This window comes from Xenorhabdus innexi (assembly GCF_002632485.1).
GTDB classification, from domain to species: Bacteria; Pseudomonadota; Gammaproteobacteria; order Enterobacterales; family Enterobacteriaceae; genus Xenorhabdus; species Xenorhabdus innexi.
Genome location: NZ_NIBU01000007.1, coordinates 23,587 through 42,480, shown reverse-complemented (window position 1 = coordinate 42,480; position 18,894 = coordinate 23,587). Strand labels below are relative to the sequence as shown.

20 protein-coding genes are annotated in these 18,894 nt (G+C 48.7%); 5 read left to right on the top strand and 15 right to left on the bottom strand.

The genetic code is table 11. The annotated features are described in order from the left end of the window. Nucleotides 1–204 precede the first annotated feature (204 nt). From fliR to Xinn_RS04215, 14 genes are all read right to left on the bottom strand, one after another. A complete protein-coding gene (fliR, locus tag Xinn_RS04280; RefSeq protein ID WP_086956252.1) occupies nucleotides 205–987 on the bottom strand; it encodes a flagellar biosynthetic protein FliR in 783 nt (260 codons plus the stop codon). Nucleotides 988–989: 2 nt separating this feature from the next. After that, nucleotides 990–1,259, bottom strand: a complete 270-nt coding sequence (gene fliQ / locus Xinn_RS04275; RefSeq protein WP_086956253.1) for a flagellar biosynthesis protein FliQ — start codon at nucleotides 1,257–1,259, stop codon at nucleotides 990–992. Between the two features lie 41 nt (nucleotides 1,260–1,300). Continuing rightward, nucleotides 1,301–2,017 (bottom strand): flagellar type III secretion system pore protein FliP, encoded by a 717-nt coding sequence (gene fliP / locus Xinn_RS04270; protein WP_086956630.1) that lies wholly within the window; start codon nucleotides 2,015–2,017, stop codon nucleotides 1,301–1,303. A gap of 82 nt (nucleotides 2,018–2,099) precedes the next feature. Further along, a complete protein-coding gene (gene fliO / locus Xinn_RS04265; RefSeq protein WP_086956254.1) occupies nucleotides 2,100–2,579 on the bottom strand; it encodes a flagellar biosynthetic protein FliO in 480 nt (159 codons plus the stop codon). A 2-nt stretch (nucleotides 2,580–2,581) separates the two neighbouring features. After that, complete coding sequence (gene fliN / locus Xinn_RS04260) at nucleotides 2,582–2,989, bottom strand: flagellar motor switch protein FliN (protein ID WP_086956255.1); 408 nt, start codon at nucleotides 2,987–2,989, stop codon at nucleotides 2,582–2,584. Continuing rightward, entirely contained in the window at nucleotides 2,982–3,992 is a 1,011-nt protein-coding gene (gene fliM / locus Xinn_RS04255; RefSeq protein ID WP_086956256.1) for a flagellar motor switch protein FliM, read from the bottom strand. Before fliM ends, fliN begins: the two co-directional genes overlap by 8 nt. A 5-nt stretch (nucleotides 3,993–3,997) precedes the next feature. Beyond that, entirely contained in the window at nucleotides 3,998–4,474 is a 477-nt protein-coding gene (gene fliL / locus Xinn_RS04250) for a flagellar basal body-associated protein FliL (RefSeq protein ID WP_086956257.1), read from the bottom strand. 205 nt (nucleotides 4,475–4,679) lie between these two features. Next, nucleotides 4,680–6,035, bottom strand: coding sequence for a flagellar hook-length control protein FliK (locus tag Xinn_RS04245; RefSeq protein ID WP_086956258.1), 1,356 nt, complete (start codon nucleotides 6,033–6,035; stop codon nucleotides 4,680–4,682). After that, a complete protein-coding gene (gene fliJ, locus Xinn_RS04240) occupies nucleotides 6,032–6,478 on the bottom strand; it encodes a flagellar export protein FliJ (RefSeq protein WP_086956259.1) in 447 nt (148 codons plus the stop codon). The genes Xinn_RS04245 and fliJ overlap by 4 nt, the downstream gene beginning before the upstream one ends. 26 nt (nucleotides 6,479–6,504) lie before the next feature. After that, nucleotides 6,505–7,869: a flagellar protein export ATPase FliI gene (gene fliI / locus Xinn_RS04235; protein WP_086956260.1), complete on the bottom strand. Its 1,365-nt coding sequence runs from the start codon at nucleotides 7,867–7,869 to the stop codon at nucleotides 6,505–6,507. Then, complete coding sequence (gene fliH, locus Xinn_RS04230) at nucleotides 7,869–8,585, bottom strand: flagellar assembly protein FliH (protein ID WP_086956261.1); 717 nt, start codon at nucleotides 8,583–8,585, stop codon at nucleotides 7,869–7,871. The genes fliI and fliH overlap by 1 nt, the downstream gene beginning before the upstream one ends. Next, entirely contained in the window at nucleotides 8,578–9,570 is a 993-nt protein-coding gene (fliG, locus tag Xinn_RS04225) for a flagellar motor switch protein FliG (RefSeq protein ID WP_086956262.1), read from the bottom strand. The genes fliH and fliG overlap by 8 nt, the downstream gene beginning before the upstream one ends. Next, on the bottom strand, nucleotides 9,567–11,261 hold the full coding sequence (gene fliF, locus Xinn_RS04220; protein ID WP_086956263.1) for a flagellar basal-body MS-ring/collar protein FliF: 1,695 nt from the start codon (nucleotides 11,259–11,261) through the stop codon (nucleotides 9,567–9,569). The genes fliG and fliF overlap by 4 nt, the downstream gene beginning before the upstream one ends. Then, nucleotides 11,258–11,446 carry a hypothetical protein gene (locus Xinn_RS04215; RefSeq protein ID WP_086956264.1) on the bottom strand — a complete coding sequence of 63 codons (189 nt, stop codon included), beginning with the start codon at nucleotides 11,444–11,446 and terminating at the stop codon, nucleotides 11,258–11,260. The genes fliF and Xinn_RS04215 overlap by 4 nt, the downstream gene beginning before the upstream one ends. A gap of 220 nt (nucleotides 11,447–11,666) precedes the next feature. On the opposite strand from Xinn_RS04215, the gene fliE reads away from it, so the two are divergent. After that, nucleotides 11,667–11,978, top strand: coding sequence for a flagellar hook-basal body complex protein FliE (gene fliE / locus Xinn_RS04210; RefSeq protein ID WP_086956265.1), 312 nt, complete (start codon nucleotides 11,667–11,669; stop codon nucleotides 11,976–11,978). Between the two features lie 553 nt (nucleotides 11,979–12,531). Here fliE and Xinn_RS04205 read toward each other — a convergent pair. Then, entirely contained in the window at nucleotides 12,532–12,798 is a 267-nt protein-coding gene (locus Xinn_RS04205) for a helix-turn-helix domain-containing protein (protein WP_038220669.1), read from the bottom strand. A 1,419-nt stretch (nucleotides 12,799–14,217) separates the two neighbouring features. On the opposite strand from Xinn_RS04205, the gene Xinn_RS04200 reads away from it, so the two are divergent. Genes Xinn_RS04200 through Xinn_RS04185 form a run of 4 tightly spaced genes read left to right on the top strand, consistent with a single transcriptional unit; the run spans nucleotide 14,218 to nucleotide 18,893 of the window. Further along, a complete protein-coding gene (locus Xinn_RS04200) occupies nucleotides 14,218–16,005 on the top strand; it encodes a type VI secretion system baseplate subunit TssF (protein ID WP_169923522.1) in 1,788 nt (595 codons plus the stop codon). A gap of 34 nt (nucleotides 16,006–16,039) precedes the next feature. Further along, a complete protein-coding gene (locus Xinn_RS04195; RefSeq protein WP_086956267.1) occupies nucleotides 16,040–18,058 on the top strand; it encodes a type VI secretion system Vgr family protein in 2,019 nt (672 codons plus the stop codon). Continuing rightward, complete coding sequence (locus Xinn_RS04190) at nucleotides 18,055–18,549, top strand: DUF4123 domain-containing protein (protein WP_086956268.1); 495 nt, start codon at nucleotides 18,055–18,057, stop codon at nucleotides 18,547–18,549. The genes Xinn_RS04195 and Xinn_RS04190 overlap by 4 nt, the downstream gene beginning before the upstream one ends. Next, nucleotides 18,549–18,893: a hypothetical protein gene (locus Xinn_RS04185; protein ID WP_086956269.1), complete on the top strand. Its 345-nt coding sequence runs from the start codon at nucleotides 18,549–18,551 to the stop codon at nucleotides 18,891–18,893. The genes Xinn_RS04190 and Xinn_RS04185 overlap by 1 nt, the downstream gene beginning before the upstream one ends. Nucleotide 18,894 lies beyond the last annotated feature (1 nt).

Below are 18,894 nucleotides of genomic sequence, written 5' to 3'. Positions count from 1 at the left end.
AATATATTTCCTTTGACGGGCCTTGAAAAAAATACTTAAGCGAATCTGCTGGGAGTTATCAATATTAAAAACACAATTAAACTATAACGTGATTAAATCAAATTAACTGAAACTAATATCGCATGTCGATATTTTTTGTTGAGGAAAGGTTAATTTTGATGAGGTAGATACTATGAGAAATGAGGGGGGTATAAATGGTGCCCTTTACAGCACCATATGATTAATAATCACAGCCAGACGATCAAACATCTCACTGAATAGCCGTTCAGTAAAAGGTACCAGCATCGGGAACAGCAGAGAGAGAGTGAAAATACCGACTGTCAGCGTCAGAGGAAAGCCGACCACGAACACAGAAAGCTGAGGTGTCATGCGGTTCAGCATTCCTAATGAGAAGTTCAGGACTAAAAGCAGGGTAATGAGTGGCATTGCCAGCATCATCCCATTGATAAATATCAGGCTGGCACTCTGTGCCAATAACAGGAAACCTTTTGAATTCAATTGGGCTGGCTGAATAGGAATGGAATAAAAGGTATCTGCCAGAATAGACAAGATCCATAAATGACCATCAAAAGCCAGAAACAGCAGCATCATCAGCATGTTCAGAATACGCGCTAAAATTGGCATATTCGGACCACCGGTCGGGTCAAAAAATGTGGCAAAAGACAATCCCATCTGTAGACCCAGCACTTCACCGGCATGGCGCACCACGGCAAAAGCAATCTGGATGGTTAACCCCAGAGCAACCCCAATCAATACCTGTTGGATCAGAACCCAGATCCCTGCAACGGAAAAAATCGGAATTTGCGGGGAGGGGATGCCGGGAACCAGTAAGGCAGTGATCACTAATGCCAGCCCGATCCTGACTTTTATCGGCATCTGTTTTTCACTAAAAATCGGCGCGATGCTGAACAAGGCCAGAAGGCGCGCCAGTGGCCAGAAAAAATCACTGACGAGGCGGGAAAGTGTTTCACTGTCAAATGGGATCATGATTAACCAATAATAGCGGGAATGCTGCTGAAAAGTGTCCGCATATAATCCAGCAACAGATTCAGCATCCACGGCCCGGCAACGATAATTGTGACAACAACCGCCAGAATTTTAGGAATAAACGACAGTGTCATTTCGTTTACCTGTGTCGCTGCCTGCAACAGACTAATCACTAAACCGCATACCAGCGCAGAGAGAAGCAGCGGCGCAGCCAGCGCCAGTGCGACTTTCATTGCTTCAACACCAAGTGCCATTACCGATTCTGGAGTCATAATTTTTCAAACCGTTTTTGATCTTTTTAAGAAAAATCCCGTCAGACGTAAAAACTTTGCGCTAACGAACCAAGCAATAACTGCCAGCCATCTACCAGAACAAATAACATCAGTTTGAATGGCAGCGATATTGTGGCGGGAGGAACCATCATCATCCCCAGAGCCATCAGAACACTGGCGACAACCAGATCAATGATCAGGAAAGGAATGAAAAGCGTAAAGCCAATCTGGAATGCAGTTTTTAGTTCACTGGTAATGAAAGCAGGAACCAGAACCCGCATCGGGACAGAATCGGCAGTTTCGAATGCTTCCTGATCAGCCAGACGGGCAAACAGTGCCAGATCATTTTCCCGCGTCTGACGCAGCATAAACTGACGCACGGGATGAGAGCCTTTCTCCAGTGCCGTTTCCAGAGAAATTTTGTCTTCACTGAAAGGCAGATAAGCATCCTGATAAACTTTATCGAATACCGGCGCCATAATGAAAAAAGTCATAAACAGGGCTAAACCCAGCATAACCTGATTCGGTGGGGCTGAAGGGGTTCCCAGCGCATTACGCAGTAAACCCAGTACGATGATGATGCGGGTAAAACTGGTCATCATCAGCAGGGCTGCGGGAATAAACCCCAGCGCAGTAATGAAAATCAGGGTCTGAACCGGCAGTGACCAGCTTTGCCCGCCATTTGCCAGCGGCTGACTGATGATACCCGGTAATTCCGCCGCTGCATTCATGGGAAACAGTGACAGTAAAAACGCCATAAACACCGCCGCCAGACGCGCCGGATAAATGCACGAAGCGAATTTTTGGCCTGTTATGTGATTGCCTATCATAAGAAAAACTCTATTTTTCATTGTCGTCCCTGTCGTTCTTAGTTTTTCGCTGAAGCTTATTTTTTAACAATTCACCGAAAGGAAGTTGACCGAAAGGAAGTGTTTTGAGTACGGTTTCCTTTTCCGTGTCATCAGGGGGAACAGGCAACTGATGTAACATATTGATCTGCTGAGGTGTCACACCCAGCACCAGCCAGTTGTCTTCGATTTCAACCACGACAACCCGTTCTTTTGGCCCAAGCGAACAACTTGCTTTTACATTGAGTAATCGGTGATTTTTGTTTTTGGCAGGCGCAAGTCCCAGACGACGGATCAACCAGGTTATGAAAAATATCAGTAACAGAATCCCGCCCAGAGCACTACTGATCTGCATCAGCGTCTGACCGGTAGAAAGGGGAGGAGTATGTGTTACTGCTGTACCAATCGGTGCGGCATCTGATGCCGCACCACTTTGGAAAGATGTATTAAGAGAAGGCTGGTTCGCCATCATGGTTAACGACTCAGACGACGCATGCGCTCAGAAGGTGTGATGATATCCGTAATACGGATACCGTATTTGTCAGATACGACGACCACTTCTCCTTGTGCAATCAAATAGCCGTTGATCAGGATATCCAGCGGTTCACCGGCCAGACCATCAAGGGAAACAACGGAACCCTGAGAAAGTTTCAGCAGTTGTTTGATAGTCATTTTGGTGCGTCCCAGCTCAACAGAGAGCTTGACGGGAATATCCATAATCAGATCAATATCAGAAAGCTGGGAGAGCGCATCCTGCGGTTCAAGGCTTTCAAAAATTGACGAGCCGCTGTCAGAGGCAAGCTGTGCAGCCTGTTGTTCCAGCGCCTCTGCCCACAAGTCTTCAGTCGAGCTGGTATCTGCGGGTTGTTTAGCATCACTCATTGGGCTTTTCCTCATCCAGAGCATTTAAAACAGGGTTAATCAGGTGTTCAACGCGCAGGGCATACTGCCCGTTGAGTGTTCCATATTGGCTGGTGAGCACGGGCACACCATCAACGTGAACGATCAGACGTTCAGGTTTTTCAATCGGCAAAACGTCGCCGCGCTTTAACTGGAGAATTTTTGACAGTCGCAGGGGAATATCAGCAAAATTTGCCACCAGTTCCAGTTCTGAGTTCTGAACCTGTTTCACCAGAATGTCACGCCACTGCCCATCTTCCTGCCGTACATTTTCCACCGGAGGGTTTGTCAGCAGTTCACGCAGGGGTTCAATCATGGCAAACGGAATACAGATGTTGAATTCCCCGTACAGGTCGCCAATTTCCACCGTGAATGGGGTGGTGACCACGATATCATTAGGGGAAGTCGTGATATTGGTGAATTTCACCTGCATCTCAGAGCGCACATATTCCACTTCAATCTTAAAGATGGAATCCCATGCGTCACGATAGGCATCCAGTGCCAGTCTCAGCATCCGGTTGATGATCCGCTGTTCGGTATAGGTGAATTCACGGCCTTCCACTTTGGTCGGGAAGCGGCCATCACCGCCGAACAGGTTATCAACAGCGATATAAACCAAACTGGGTTCAAAAGCGAATAGTGCGGTTCCCCTCAATGGTTTCAGATGCACCAGATTGAGGTTGGTCGGCACGGCCAGATTGCGGGCAAACTCATGATAAGGCTGGATTTTAATAGCGCCGACCGTAATATCCGGACTGCGGCGCAGCATGTTAAACAGCCCCATTCTGAATTGGCGGGCAAAGCGTTCATTGATGATTTCCAGCGACTGCAAACGCTCGCGTACAACACGGCGCTGTGTGTTCGGATCGTAAGGGCGAACCTCACTCTCTTCTGATGACGCAGTTTGTTCTACGTCATCCGCAGCAGCACTGTCACCATTGAGCAGAGCATCGATCTCTGCCTGTGAAAGAATATTGTCACTCATCGTGATTATCGCAGAATAAACGTAGTAAACAACACATCGGTGATCGCTTGATCAGGTTCACCGGGTATCAGTGTTGGGCTCAGTGTCTGTTTAATGTCTTCCACTAAACGTACTTTGCCGTCATCTTTTGCCAGATCAGTAGATTTCTGGCGGGATAACAACAGCAGCATACGGCTACGAACTTCAGGAAGATAATCATGGAAGCGCTGACGCGTTATTTCATCGGACAGACGCAACGTCAAGCCGACATACAAAACACGATCAAAATGATCTTCGTTGTCTATCAGATTGACGGTAAAAGGTTCCAGCGTCATGAATACCGGAGTATTAATGATTTTGGCTTTTTCTGCACTGTTACTGCCTGATTGCTTCATTGTCCACCAGCTATATCCTCCGATGGCGGTACTCAGAATGGCAATCAGTATTAACAGTATCATCCAAATTGGTTTTGTGCGTTTACGCTCGTAGCTATAATCAGACATGGACAGACAAATTCCTGTTTTCTGTAGTGGGTAAGGCATCGCGCATTCCGTGGCGGGAGTTCCTTATCCAACAAATTCAACATCAATTATCCCGCGTCTTTGTTCCGGCAATGGCAGGAACAAACGCGGAAAAAACCATTAACTCACTCGTTTGTTATCGGCTCTGTTTCATTTTTTTGCAGTGCTATCGCCGCAAATACTTAATTCAGGCGAAAATGTCTACGCCTCCCCGGCTTGAAGCGAGTTGCTGAGGTGTTAACCGGATCGTGGATTCATGAGTCGCCGGTGCCTGTGCTGCTGCCAGTGTGCCATTATTTTCAGTATGGCTTTTAGTCTGGCTGCCGGTATTGGCCTGCTGTTGTGGATCGGCGGCCTGTTCCTGTTGCCAGTTTCCTGAAGCATCACTGCCGACACTGCTCTGAGCCAGTTGGATGCCGTTTTCCGCCAGTGAATGGCGAAGGTTCGGCAGAGCGGCTTCCAAAGCGGCACGCACATGCTGATGAGCTGAGACAAAATGAAGTTGTGCCTGATTATCTTCAACATTCATACGGATATGCAGTGCGCCCAATTCCTGTGGATGTAAGCGTAATTCAGCCTGTTGCAGCCCGTTCCGGTTAAAAAACAGTACCTGTTGGTTGAGCTGCTGCTGCCACTCTTCACTGCCGAGATGAGCACTCAGTAAAGGCGCAGATGCACCATTGAGCTGAAACTGTCCGTTTGTCTGATTTCCCGCAGAGAGCAGGGGAGCACTAAACAGGTTGTGCAAAGCGTTTGGCGCTGATGCTTCCGCAGAAGCTGAGGCCAGTGCTGATGCGCCCTGTATTGACGTAAACTCTTTCCCGCTTTCCTTTCCGCTAAATGACAGCGTTGAGTTTTGTTCAGTCATACCATTAGCGGCTGATTTTGCTTTTCCGGTGGTCGATGCCAGCGCAGCACGGTTTGTCGTTGTCCCCTGGGCGGTGAAAAGATCGATATCGCCATCTGAATCATTCTCTTCACTGTTTTCAGTCGGATCTGTTGCCCTCAGCGCTATATCTGCCAGCGTCTTTTTGCCTGATAGCTTTCTGTCGGATTCGGATAAAGTATCTTCGATACTATTTTCCGTGTGCAGTAAACCTTCTGTGTGTTCTGAACCTTCACCGACTGACTGGCGGCTGATTAATCCGGCCAATTGGACAGGCATGGCGTTGATTAACATTTCAGCAGAAAGAAGGTCATCATCTTCGGATAAGGTAAATTTTGCATCATTGTAGGATGCAGAAGATCCTGATACAGAAGGCTTGTCCTGCATGGCGATCTGATCAGTCACTGCCCGTGAAGAAGATAAGTTTTCTTCCTCTCGTTTATCAGTGGCCTGTTTCTCACCAGATTCGCTATTGCTGCCATTTGTGCGATTTTTAGCGGTCTGAGCAGAAGTTTTCTGTTCTGCATTGAGATACCGGCCAAATTCAGTCGTCTGTTCTTTAGCAGTGTTACTGCCCTGAGGGGAGCTCAGCGCTGGCTGATTTTTCCCCGCATTTTTTTCAAGTGTTAAATCAGTAGGCAAAAGAGTGAGATTCATTGTTTCATTCTCCGTTGTGCACCACGTTGTGCGTACTCATCCATTTGTTTTTGCTCCATGCGATTCTGGTGTAACTTCAAACTATGTTCTGCCCGTTGTTGCAGCGTATCAAACGCGTTCAGACGCTGCTGTTTTTCCTGCCACTGCGACATGGCCTGCTCAAGCCGTTTTTTCCATTGGTTGAGCTGTAATCTGTGTTGCTCGATGGCCATTTCCAGCGTTTTCATAAACTGCTGGTAATTCTGCCAGGTCGAGCTGGACATGCCGCTGCTTAGTGTGTCGTTCAAACGTGTACGATACTCATCCTGATAACTCATTAACGCCGTGAGTTGTTGCTCCATTTGCTGATGGCTCTGGCGTATCTGCGCCAGTTGTGTCGCCGCTTTTTCCGCTGCGTCCTGAGCAAGTTCGCGCAAAGTCACAAGAGGGGAGTGTTGTTGCATGTATATCCTCAGCGTTTCAGAACATCTTAGCTTGGTAATAACTGTTGTAGCTGGGCACATGCTGCATCGTACTCACTGCGTTCTTCGATGGCCTGATGCAGGAACTGCGCCATATGCGGATATAGCTCAATGGCTCTATCCAGCAAAGGATCGCTGCCAGCAGCATAAGCCCCGACATTAATCAGATCCCGGTTGCGCTGGTAGCTGGAAAGCAGTTGTTTAAAATGCTGTACCCGCCGGTAATGGGTGTTATCAATCAGGGCTGTCATGGCCCGGCTGATTGAGGCTTCAATATCGATAGCCGGATAATGCCCGGATTCTGCCAGTGCCCGCGACAGAACAATGTGACCGTCCAGAATGGCGCGGGCAGAATCAGCAATCGGGTCCTGCTGGTCATCGCCTTCGGTCAGGACGGTATAGAATGCGGTGATTGAACCGCCATCACTGACACCATTACCTGCACGCTCTACCAGTGCCGGTAATTTAGCAAACACAGAAGGGGGATAACCTTTGGTTGCCGGAGGTTCACCAATTGCCAGTGCAATTTCACGCTGCGCCATGCTGTAACGTGTCAGGGAATCCATAATCAGCAGAACATGTTTCCCGCGATCACGAAAATCCTCTGCTATGCGGGTTGCATAAGAAGCTCCCTGCATTCGCAGTAATGGAGAAACATCAGCAGGTGCGGCAACAACTACCGAACGAGCCCGTCCTTCTTCACCTAAAATATTTTCGATGAAATCTTTAACTTCCCGGCCACGTTCACCAATCAGACCGACCACAATAACGTCAGCCTGCGTATAACGGGCCATCATGCCGAGCAACACACTTTTACCCACACCAGAACCGGCGAACAATCCCATCCGCTGCCCCCGCCCGACAGTCAGCAGAGCATTGATGGCGCGCACGCCTACATCCAGTACGTCGCTGATGGGGGTACGTTGCAGGGGATTGAGTGGTGGAGTGGTTAAGGGGGCACGATATCCGGTATCCGGGGCAGGTAAACCATCAAGAGGACGCCCGGCACCATCCAGAACCCTGCCGAGTAATTCCGGCCCCAGTGGTAAACGCCGTCCGCTACCAGCATCTTCACCATAAGCACGGGCATAGACACGGGCACCCGGCACAATGCCTTCAAGCTCTTCCAAAGGCATCAACAGTAACTTTTCACCATTGAAGCCGACGACTTCACTTTCGACTTCTTCAAGCGTGTTACCATTTTGCCGTTCAATCAGGCAGGTTGCTCCCAGCGGCAGATGTAAACCCGTGGCTTCCAGTACCAGACCCGTGGCGCGGGTCAGACGTCCGTAACGCCGTATTTTAGGCGTTTTTTCCAGACGTTTTTCCATGCAATCTAATGTCGCCAGCCAGCGCCCAAGTCTCGCAGTCATCACAGTTCTCCTGATCCCGCCAGACGGCACATTTCATGCCAGCGTGTTGCCAGACTGGCATCCAGATCGCCTTCATCAGCGCTGACCTTACAGCCGCCCGGATGCAGTTTGTTATCTGCAATCAGACGCCAGCCATGCAGAGCCAATATTTCGCCCAGTTGTTGTTCAACCAGCGGGATATCTTGTGGGTGAACCCGCAATTGAGGTTTGCCACTGAACATGGGTTCCTGCTGAATAAATTCACGGATCTGATTCAGCAGGGCAGTGCCGTCACACACGGCCGGTTGGCCGATAATATGCTGGGCTGCGGTCAGGGAAAGCTGCATCAGACGTGAAGCAATAACCGTGTCCAGACCATCCAGTGAATGACTGAAATCATTTAACAGCGCTTTCCATTGCTCAATCACAACCTGCTGCTGTTCTCCGGCTTCCTGTAATCCCTGTTCAAATCCGGCTTTCCGGCCTGCTTCAACACCCTGTTCATATCCACGGGCATGGCCTTCAGCAACACCCTGTTCATGACCCGCCTGACGTGCCTGTTCTTTCAGTTCATCCAGTATTCTGGCCTGTTCCTGTAGACGCTCCTGCTCACTTGGCTCCTGATTATCCGATGATTCCGTCTTATTCCGGTCAAGAGCTGCCTGTAATGTTTCCCACGGAGTCAGTTCACCCGGCAGCCATCGCTGCCAGTTTCCATTATTTGAATTATCAGACATAGGTATCATCACCACCATTCAGGATCATTTCCCCGGTTTCTGCCAGACGACGAACCACAAGCAGAATGGCTTTCTGTTCAGCTTCCACCTGAGACATACGAACCGGACCACGGGTTGCCAAATCATCACGCATAATTTCAGCCGCACGCTGAGACATATTGTTGAGGAAGTGGTCGCGCAGTGCCTGATCGCAGCCTTTCAGAGCAATCAACAGAGAATCAGTGGTAATTTCCTGCAACAGACGCTGGATACTGCGGTCGTCCACGCCGATAAGGTTTTCAAACAGGAACATTTCATCAATGATTTTCTGTGCCAGTTCACCGTCATAAGTACGGACTGCATCGATAACACTTTCTTCCTGCTGGCTCTTCATCAGGTTGATAATCTCTGCCGCAGTACGAATACCACCCATTTTGCTGCGTTTCAGGTTCTGACCATCCAACAGATTGTTCAGAACTTCGGTCAGTTCTGCCAGTGCGGCTGGCTGAACACCACCAAAGGTCGCAATACGCAGCATGACATCATTACGCAGGCGATCATCAAACATGGCGAGAATATCGGCTGCCTGACCACGATTCAGGTGAACCAGAATCGTGGCAATGATCTGCGGATGCTCATCGCGGATCATGTCAGCCGCAGATTGTGGCTCCATGAAGTTAAGCGTTTCGATACCGGTTGTGGTATCGCGGGATTCAAGAATATCTTCCAGCAGACTGGATGCACGTTCTTCACCCAGCGCTTTCACCAGCACACTACGGAGATACTCATTGGCATTAATGCTGAGAGCCGCGTACTGTTCGGCATCTTCTACAAACTGGGTCATCACTTCAGCCAGTTGTTGATTGGAGATTTGCTTCATCCCCGCCATTGCAATACTCAGTTGTTGTACTTCCCGGGAATTCAGGTGCTTAAACACCTCAGCCGCCTGATCTTCTCCCAGGGTCATTAACATGATGGCGCTTTTTTCTGTTCCGGTCAGGCTCATTGTTCGTTACTCATCCATTGGCGGATCACCAGCGCAACTACGCGAGGATCTTTTTCCGCAAGTTCACGGATACGCTGGCTTTGAATCTCAGCATTGACACGCTGGCGGGCCAACTGACGGCGCATGTTTTCATCCTGCTCAGCACTGGATTCAGTTGCTGGCTTATTCTGTTTTTTCTGCGCTTCCAGAGCGGCTTTTTCCGCAGCACGTTTTCTGGCAATTTGCGGCACGATCATCTTACGCCACAGCAGCCATGCAACCAGTGCTAACAGTAACCAACGGCCCAACTCCAATAATTTCTCCAGCAGGACAGGATGTTGCCAGAACGGCAGCGTTTCTATCACTTCGGCTGTGTTATTGAACGGTGTATTGACGACATTGAGGCTGTCACCACGCTCAGTAGAGAAGCCCATTGCTTCACGAGTCAGTGATTCAATCTGGGATAACTGTTCTGGTGTCAGAGCCTGAGTTTCCGGGCCGTTTTCCCCCTGAACAGTGGCATAGTTGACCACAACCGCAACAGAGAGCCGCTCCACGCCACCTGCCTGTAACTGGGTATGGCGGATAGTACGATCCACTTCATAGTTGATGGTTTCATCGTGACGATTATTGCGGTTATTACTGATCATGCGTTCATAGCTGTTATTGCCATTACGCCCTTTATCAGACTTATCGTCGCCATTTTTGGCATTTGGTTTTTCAATTGGTGCGCTTGGTGCGGCACTTGGCTGATTCGACAACGCTCCCGGCACACCACCGACTAATGGCCCGCCGCTTTGTTCAGTTGCACTGGTCTGTTTAGAACGCACGGCAGCCTGATTAGGTGGTTGGTTAGGCTTATACTCTTCCGCAGTTTCTTCACGGCGGGAAAAATCGACTTGCGCAGTGACCTGTGCATGAACATTACCACGACCGACAACAGGTGCCAGAATTGTTTCAATGCGATGCTGGAAGCGGTTTTCGACTTCCTGTATGTATTTCAGCTGGGTGGTATTTAAATCCCGCCCGTTAGCATCAGATTGAGTCAGCAGACGCCCGGCCTGATCCACAATGGTGACATTGCTTGGTGGCAATCCGGCCACACTGCTTGAAACCATATGGACAATGGCATTGATCTGCCCTTCATCCAACGCGCGGCCCTGCAACAACCCGACTGTTACGGAAGCAGAAGGTGACTTCTGTTCACGCACAAACAGGGAAGGCTTCGGTAATGCCAGATGGACACGGGCACTCTGCACCGGGCCGAGTGATTCGATAGTGCGCGCTAATTCGCCTTCCAGCGCACGCTGATAATTAACCTGTTCACTGAACTGACTGATGCCGAATTTCTCTTTATCCAATAACTCAAAACCCGCAGCGCCTCCTTTCGGTAAGCCTTGTTGTGCCAGTTTCAGTCTGGTTTCATGCACCTTATCAGTCGGTATCATGATAGCAGAGCCGTTTTCGGCAAAACGGTAAGGGACATTCATTTGAGTTAGTTGGGTAACGATCTCGCCGCCGTCCTTATCACTCAGATTACTATAAAGCACCCGATAATCAGGGCTGCGCAACCAGAGGAAAAGGGCGACGATAATAGCGATGGCAGCAGAGCCAGCAACTAATAATGGAACTTTTGGATCAGCTTTTATCCTGTTGATGATAGCGCTGAAACCCTTCTGTGGATTCTCAGCGTCGGTTGTTGCTGCACTCATAGACGATCCTTGCCTTGCTGGTCAACATGAATACTAAAAGCGTGGCGTAACAAAACAGACTCCCCATACGCAAGCGAAAACATTATTCCTATATCTTTCATTTTATTAAAAATTACCTCTTTGCTGACCTGATCTGCCTCAGTGATATCGTTATCTGTATCACCGGGAATTGATTGATTTGCCACCACGATGCAACTTAAAAACAATTGATATAATTAATCCCGTCATTATTCGCTGTTCACACATCTTTTAATGGCACAATAAGCTTCGAATTTTTACGTTAATTACCCGCTTTAGTTTGAATTGGCTATGTTACGGTGGCAGCCTGAAAAAACTGCCAACCAGCCCACGGCTAATATGGCATTTAATCACGTAATCAATAGGGTGATTTAACACGAGGTTTTTATGTCAATTCAGGCAATTGAAGGTGTACTGCAACAGATGCAGGCGCAGGCATTACAGGCTGCAAGTATCGCGAAGCCTATGCCGGTAAAAGGAGGCTTTGCCAGCCAGCTCACCGCAGCAGTAGAAAAAATAAATATGTCCCGCGTAGAAGCCGCCAAACAGGCACAGGATTTCACACTGGGTGCGCCGGGCGTGGAACTGAATGATGTGATGGTCAATATGCAGAAAGCCACTATTTCACTGCAAATGGGTATTCAGGTCAGGAACAAACTGGTCAGTGCGTATCACGAAGTCATGAATATGCAGGTTTAGTAGTATATTGGTTTGATTTTGTAGCTAGTGACTTCTGTTTGTGAATTTTTTGGGGCATATATGGGACAATAGTGAGCTATTTTGTTGAATAGTGTCCCATCCTGAATAAGGTTGAAACTTCTTTTTATTACATCACTGGCAGCCACAACAAAACGATGCTCTCTTTATGATGAAGTCACAAATATGTCACATGCAACGTTTAGTGTTGTGAAAACACAAAAAGAAAAAACCCGTTATCTTGTTGATAGATAACGGGTTCTTATATGGTGCGACTACCGGAATCGAAATATAATATAACTAACTAAATATATTAAATTTATTTTTAGTTATTGCTTTTATGCCCCTTTTAATGCCCCCGAATTTTTTTCCTTCTCCTATTTTTTCTATCTTACTAATTTTAATTATCTTTATTGGTTTTTTGTCTGTTTTATAATCGCATTGAAGCAAAAAAGCCGTGAGGGTTAAAAATGGTCAAATTGGGCGGCCATTTCACGCTCAGGGCTTTAGGTTAAAATTTATCATTTTTACGAAGTCGATCACAAATTAAAGCGGGTTATTCCTGTGGCTTAGCGCGGGCTTTCCTGTCTAATAATTCTCCGCTATAAGAATCGAAATAACGGCTGGGCCAGATCTCTGAGGGATGGATGCCAAGATAATCTGCAATGATCCATTCACCTTTCGGCCACGGTCTGCTGAATGCGTTTGCCAGTGTTGAGGAACCAAGCCCCGCTTCACGGGAAACTGCCGCTAAGGTTGTACCACGTTTACGTAATGCGGCGATAATGTCGGCCTGATGCCAGTCTTTTTTAATTTCAATCATTCCTGCTACCCCTTTCCATTAATGAATATTGATGGTGGCGATTCAAGCAGGGTTAGCAGACTGGGTTCACACCAGCGAGGCCGAAGCCTCCCCTGCCTGAACCACCATTGAAAAGGTGAGCGCAGGCGCACTGGCAGAAACATCCTACCAGTGTCAGTGAACACAAGGCTGCTAAACCTTGACCATTAGATTTTGCTAATGGCGGGAATACTTTAACGGATTGTTTTATCTAACTCAATAACCAAACGGCTAAGTTGAACGGCTATAAACCTGCTGAGCACAGTACCGGTGTACTTTAAATTTAGTTGCCCCCTGCGCGACCAAACTGAGAGTTAAACTCTTTTGTAGGTCAAGGCGCAGTGAATTTGGCTCTCCGTTATCACACAAACTTAGGGGAGAATACGGACGGCTAAATCAATCTTTGTTGTTTATTTTCGTTCGTGATCGCTTCGCTATCCGTATTTCCCCTCTGTTTTTTAGACCTATGTTACTTATTTCAAAACATTCCCTGCGTGTCGGTTAGGTTCACCGTTCCGTGGTGCGTCAGATTAATGTGTAGCAAGGCGAGGTAGTGTTGAGTTTTTGCAGGAGTTCGCGACGTGCTCAGCACGGCGATGGAATACTCCCCGTTCAGTACCTGATCCGCTCAGGATGAACGCCTCATTAATCGTGACGTGATGTGATTTCTCCTTTTTTTACTGCATCGGCCTGTTGCAAGGCAGTGTGTTGAAAACCAGACCGGACAATTGTTCATCAATCAAACAAAATGCCAGTCTGTACGGGTCAATGGCTTATTTCGAGCGGTTTCATTGAGTAATTAGAGGTTCAAATGGGTTGTAAAGGCAGGCCGGACGTGCTCTGGACGTTGGCCGCTTAGCGGCGTCACTTGGTAATCGCTGCGCTTTTACACAAGTGACGCCGCACAGTGTTCGGAACGTTTGTCATGCGTTAATCAAAACGTGGATAAAGATCGTACAGGGGTAAATTGTAATGGTAAATATGGCAGGAATACATGCTCTGCATGAATGATAAACCGGTGCATAAATAAACCGGATAACTTTCATCGCCGGACGGAGGGTTGTTGTCCAGCGATATCTGCTTCCAAAAGTGTGCAGATGTACCGCATTGCAATGCTCTCCCTTGCAGGCTACGGGAGTTTCATTTCGCCACCCGAAGGCGATCTTTACAGGCGAGAAGATCATTAAGGTACAGCAAAATGTTAGCGGATTAGCCGGGCAGGGTCAACGCGGCTGCTGTTTTTTTGAAACCTTATCCAAGGTGAGATAAAAGTCGGTATATATCAATTAAATTAACAAATAATCCCATATCACAATCAAATCAGTGCAATTTGCTTTATTACCCATAAAGATTTTAAATGCAATGCCGATAAATGACGTATTTGTACAAGGAATGCGCAAAGTGAAAAATCAGAAGGAATCCCTGTACCTGCAAGAGCTGGCGTGGCTGCGTGAAAAGATGAAGTTAGCCGCCACCGAAAACCCCTCTCAGGCTGAGTTTCTGGAACATCCCAATGACCCCGATATCCAGCGGATTATGGAAGGTTTTTCGCTCCTGTCCTCCGGGGTACGCAGTAAAATCGATGATACCTTCCCCGAAGTGTCCCATGAAGCACTCGCCCGCATCTGGCCGCATACCCTCCGCCCCATTCCGCCGACGACAATATTGCAATTTACGCCTCATCAGGGGGTGCATCAGGGTGCGGTCATTATCCCGGAAAACACGCCGGTCACGGCGGCAGCGGGAGAACAGAATTTACCGTTTCGTACCTGCTGCGATTTGCCGGTTGAGCCGTTTGTGGTGTTGGATAAACAGATCCAAAAAACCCGCGAGTACAGCGATATTATCCTGACGTTACAGCAGACAGGCAGTTCGCCGCCGCTCTGGTCAGGCGGAAAACTGCATTTCTTTCTGGGCACCGATCCAGACCGGGCGGCTCAGTTAAGTTTGTGGCTGGATATGCAGATTGAAGACGTCTATCTGCGGACTGCGGAGGAGGAAATTCGGCTCAGACGCAGTGATTTTCTGGGCTGGGGTGAGAACTTACGTCATACACTGTTACCCACGGAAAAATCGCCCTTTGCCCGCCTGCAACAGATGACGGAATATTACTGTCTGCCCCATGCTTTCAGCTTTATGACGCTGGCTGTCCGAGAGCAACGGCCGTTGCAGTTAAACCCGGATAATACCGGCGAGCTGATTATCCGCCTGCACGGGGAGCTGCCGCTGGATGCGCTGGGGGATGCCTTTCAGCTTGGCTGTGTCCCAGCGCTCCATCTGGCGCCGATGGTCAGCCCGCCCATGGCATTGAAGCCGGGTCATGCCTGTTATCCGCTGGCGCTGGCCGATACCGTGCAGCTTTTCCGCATCAAAAGTATCCAGACCGCCAAGCAGCCCGGTGAAAAAGCAGCACAAGGCAGTACGCCGCGTGGCAAGCCCAGCTGCTTCCTGCCCATTGACCAGTTTCAGCCCAAAAGCGATTGGCTGTTGAACGAGGGCGATCCGGATAACGTTTACTTTCAGTCATGGATCACTGACGATTTGCTGGGACGCCGGCATCACCAGATCCGTTTTATGGGGATGGATGGTAAAGCGGCGCACAATCTGTCCCCCCAGACGGTGTGTGCCCATGTTTCCGGCTACCATATTCAGGCCATGCAATTGGGTGTCGGCGACATTACGCACACACAGGCTCCGGTGCCCGCCCATTTACACGCCCGCAATATCACACCGGTATCGCCCGATTTTCCGCCGATGGTGGCAGGTAAATCAGACTGGTTGCTGATCAATCTCTTAAACTGCCCGCCTTTTATGTTGTTTGATGCTGAATCTCTGAAAGGCTTTCTGCGCCTGTATGACTGTTATGCAGATCATGATCGCACCCTGAGCCGCCGTATGCAGCAGCATATCAACGGTATTGTGCATATTGAAGCGCAGTCTGGTGCGCGTATTGACAACACGAAAGCGGGACAGGGGCGTTCCATTAACGGCCACACCCTGCACATTACCCTTGATCCGGCCTGTTATAACAATGACGGCAGTATGTATCAGTTCTGCCGGCTGATTGACGAACTGCTGACGTGTTTCATTGTGCGGAATAATTTCATTCTATTAACCCTTTACCGGCAGGGTGAGTCACAGGTGTTATGGACATTCCGGCAGCGTACCGGGCTACGCAGTGAGATGTAATATCTTGATATTTCAATGAAAATAAGGAGATAAAATGCTAAAAAGTGGATTACGTTTTCTTTGCCGGGTAGGGGATTTGCCCGAAGAGACGTTTGCCGTGGCGGATTTTACCCTGCGGGAAGGGCTGTCTGATCTCTTCACGCTTAATCTGACGCTGGTTCAGTCGTTGCCCGTCAACCCCTTTAAACCCAAACCGGACATTGATTTAACGGCCCTGCTGATGCAGGAAGCGGTATTGCAGATTTTCCACGGGGAGACTGAACAGCGCAAAATCACCGGGATTATTTCCCACGCGGACTGGTGTGGCACCGATGGCAACAAAACCCTGTATACCTTCACCGTGCGCCCTTTTCTCTGGCGGCTGACACTGAATCAGGACAGCCATATTTACCATCGTCAGAATGTGCCGGATATCCTCAGCCTGTTACTGAAAAAACATTATGTTCGTGCGGATTCACAACTGGAAGATCCGCACCAGCCACGCGAATACACCACCCAGAAACGGGAGTCTGACTATGCGTTCTTCTGCCGTCTGGCGGCGGAAGAAGGGATCAGTTTCTGGTTTGAGGATGAAATGCTGTTTTTCAGTGACAGCCATCTGGGTATGACAGCTAACCTGCCACTGCAATACCAGCCCCAGCCGGACACTGCCCACGGGCAGGATGTGATTTATCAGGTGCGTCTGGGTGTCGGTATGGCACCGAAACGCAGTATTCACCGGGATTACAACCCGGACAGGCCGCTTTCTCAGGTGTATCAACTGGAAAGCAGCCCGGACTATCAGGCATTAGGCTCACTCACGCCGTATACCATTTACGAAAGTTACGGGCGTTTCCAGCAGGAAGCGGAAGGCAAACCGTTTGTGAAATACCGCCACGAAGTGCTGAAAAACCAGACGCAACGGGGCAGTGGACAGAGCAACTGCATCAAACTGCATCCGGGCAAAATCTTTGAAATCGACAATCACCCACATCAGCCGCTCAATACCCGCTGGCAGATCGTTGAAATCAGCCATCACGGGCGTTGTCCGCAGGCACTGGGTGACAACAGCGGCGAAGGCACGACGCTCAGTAACGATTTCAGTTTTATCGACGGATTTGCCGACTGGCGGCCACCGTTTCATTACAAACCGCAGGCGGACGGGGATGAAAGTGCCACGGTGGTCGGGCCGGAAGGGGAAGAAATCTTCGTCAATAAAGACGGTGCCATCAAAGTGCATTTTCACTGGAACCGCTACGACAAGGCCGATGACAGTGCCTCCTGTTGGGTGCGGGTGGCTCAAGGTTGGAACGGTAACGGCTTTGGTTTTATGGCCATCCCGCGTATCGGGCAGGAAGTGATTATTTCCTATCTTAACGGCGATATTGACCGGCCGATAGTCACTGGCTGTGTTTACAATGGCCTGAACCGCCCGCCACTGGACTTACCCTCTGCCAAAACCCGTACCACCTTTAAAACCAAAACCCACAAAGGCGACGGGTTTAACGAACTGCGTTTTGACGATGCCAAAGGCAGTGAAGAGGTGTTTATTCATGCGCAGAGAGATATCCGGGCACAGGTACTGAATGATGAAACCCACTATGTGGGCCATAACCGGACGCACCACATTAAAAATGATGCCCATTTACGCATTGATAATGAGTACCGCGTACAGGCAGGCCATGACATTTCACTGTCAGCCGGGCAAAAACTCCATATCAAGGCTGACGATGCGTTGCTCACCCAGAGCGGTAATGAAATTCACTTAAGTGCCGGCGCTAAAGTGGTGATTGATGCGGGGGCTGAACTGACCCTTCAGGCCGCCGGGCATTTTCTGAAAATTGACGCAGGCGGGATCAGCAGTAGCGCCGTAGTTAACTTTGGCAGCGGTGCACCGGGGAACGGCTCAGGCTGGGGCGGTCAGTTGCCGGATATGCTAGATAAACTGAAACAAACCACGGTGGCTCAGGTCGTAGAGCCAGTTTTGGCTGCACCACTGGAGAAAATTTGTATCAGCTGTTTAATGAAAGCAGCGTTAGACGGTTCTGCAATGGTTATCAGGGGGCAGTCATGATTTTTTCATCACCGCAACACTGGCAGGAATATCAGAAAACGCACCCCGATATGAAACGGTATGCGTTGGTTGATGGCTTGCAGTATGAGCGCCTCTTTGATGAGGAATTAACTTATTCAGCAGGATTGAATAATCCGCTGTTCCGGCGCTACCCAGATGCAGAAATTGCCTTTGCCGGGCCGTGGCTGTTTGACCTCTCGCACGACACGGTATTCATGGAGAAATTTTTAACACTGGAAAAAACCTTTCCCGCTGTTTCATGGATCTATACTAATCAGTCATTGGATGCACTGACCCGCCATTTTGAACCGTATTTTAACGTTCATCTGGAAAGTGGTGAAACGGCCCTGTTACGTTTTTACGATCCCCGCATTTTGCATCAAATGCGAGATATTTTCAGTCAGGCACAGTTAATTGAATTTACTCAACCGATTGATGAGTGGCATTACTGGTTGGATGGTCAGTTTTATTCAATGAAAGGAGCATGTTAATGATAAAACTCAGTAAGGAGCAGGTTGCTCAATTTATTAATGCCGAGGACGAGGCCTATATCACCCGCGTTCGGCAACAAATTCAGTCAGAACACGCTGAGTTGCTCAGTAATGAAAGCGAACATAACTTATTTAAACGGCTAAAAGAAGCCTATCTGGATTTAATCTCTATGGGGTTTAAAGAGGAAAAACTGATCCGATCTTACCTCTATTTTGTGGCGTTTAATCGCAGTTATCACGAATCTCCCGAAATTCAGAACATGCTAAAAGCGGGAGATAACCCAGAGCAGCAATATCGTGATTATCTGCAAATAATAGATAATTTAATGAAAAGGAAACATTAAA

Coding starts and splice junctions, on each gene's coding strand:
- fliR (WP_086956252.1), bottom strand. CDS start 987: ATGATCCCATTTGACAGTGAAACACTTTCCCGCCTCGTCAGTGATTTT.
- fliQ (WP_086956253.1), bottom strand. CDS start 1,259: ATGACTCCAGAATCGGTAATGGCACTTGGTGTTGAAGCAATGAAAGTC.
- fliP (WP_086956630.1), bottom strand. CDS start 2,017: ATGGCGTTTTTACTGTCACTGTTTCCCATGAATGCAGCGGCGGAATTA.
- fliO (WP_086956254.1), bottom strand. CDS start 2,579: ATGATGGCGAACCAGCCTTCTCTTAATACATCTTTCCAAAGTGGTGCG.
- fliN (WP_086956255.1), bottom strand. CDS start 2,989: ATGAGTGATGCTAAACAACCCGCAGATACCAGCTCGACTGAAGACTTG.
- fliM (WP_086956256.1), bottom strand. CDS start 3,992: ATGAGTGACAATATTCTTTCACAGGCAGAGATCGATGCTCTGCTCAAT.
- fliL (WP_086956257.1), bottom strand. CDS start 4,474: ATGTCTGATTATAGCTACGAGCGTAAACGCACAAAACCAATTTGGATG.
- Xinn_RS04245 (WP_086956258.1), bottom strand. CDS start 6,035: ATGAATCTCACTCTTTTGCCTACTGATTTAACACTTGAAAAAAATGCG.
- fliJ (WP_086956259.1), bottom strand. CDS start 6,478: ATGCAACAACACTCCCCTCTTGTGACTTTGCGCGAACTTGCTCAGGAC.
- fliI (WP_086956260.1), bottom strand. CDS start 7,869: ATGACTGCGAGACTTGGGCGCTGGCTGGCGACATTAGATTGCATGGAA.
- fliH (WP_086956261.1), bottom strand. CDS start 8,585: ATGTCTGATAATTCAAATAATGGAAACTGGCAGCGATGGCTGCCGGGT.
- fliG (WP_086956262.1), bottom strand. CDS start 9,570: ATGAGCCTGACCGGAACAGAAAAAAGCGCCATCATGTTAATGACCCTG.
- fliF (WP_086956263.1), bottom strand. CDS start 11,261: ATGAGTGCAGCAACAACCGACGCTGAGAATCCACAGAAGGGTTTCAGC.
- fliE (WP_086956265.1), top strand. CDS start 11,667: ATGTCAATTCAGGCAATTGAAGGTGTACTGCAACAGATGCAGGCGCAG.
- Xinn_RS04205 (WP_038220669.1), bottom strand. CDS start 12,798: ATGATTGAAATTAAAAAAGACTGGCATCAGGCCGACATTATCGCCGCA.
- Xinn_RS04195 (WP_086956267.1), top strand. CDS start 16,040: ATGCTAAAAAGTGGATTACGTTTTCTTTGCCGGGTAGGGGATTTGCCC.
- Xinn_RS04190 (WP_086956268.1), top strand. CDS start 18,055: ATGATTTTTTCATCACCGCAACACTGGCAGGAATATCAGAAAACGCAC.
- Xinn_RS04185 (WP_086956269.1), top strand. CDS start 18,549: ATGATAAAACTCAGTAAGGAGCAGGTTGCTCAATTTATTAATGCCGAG.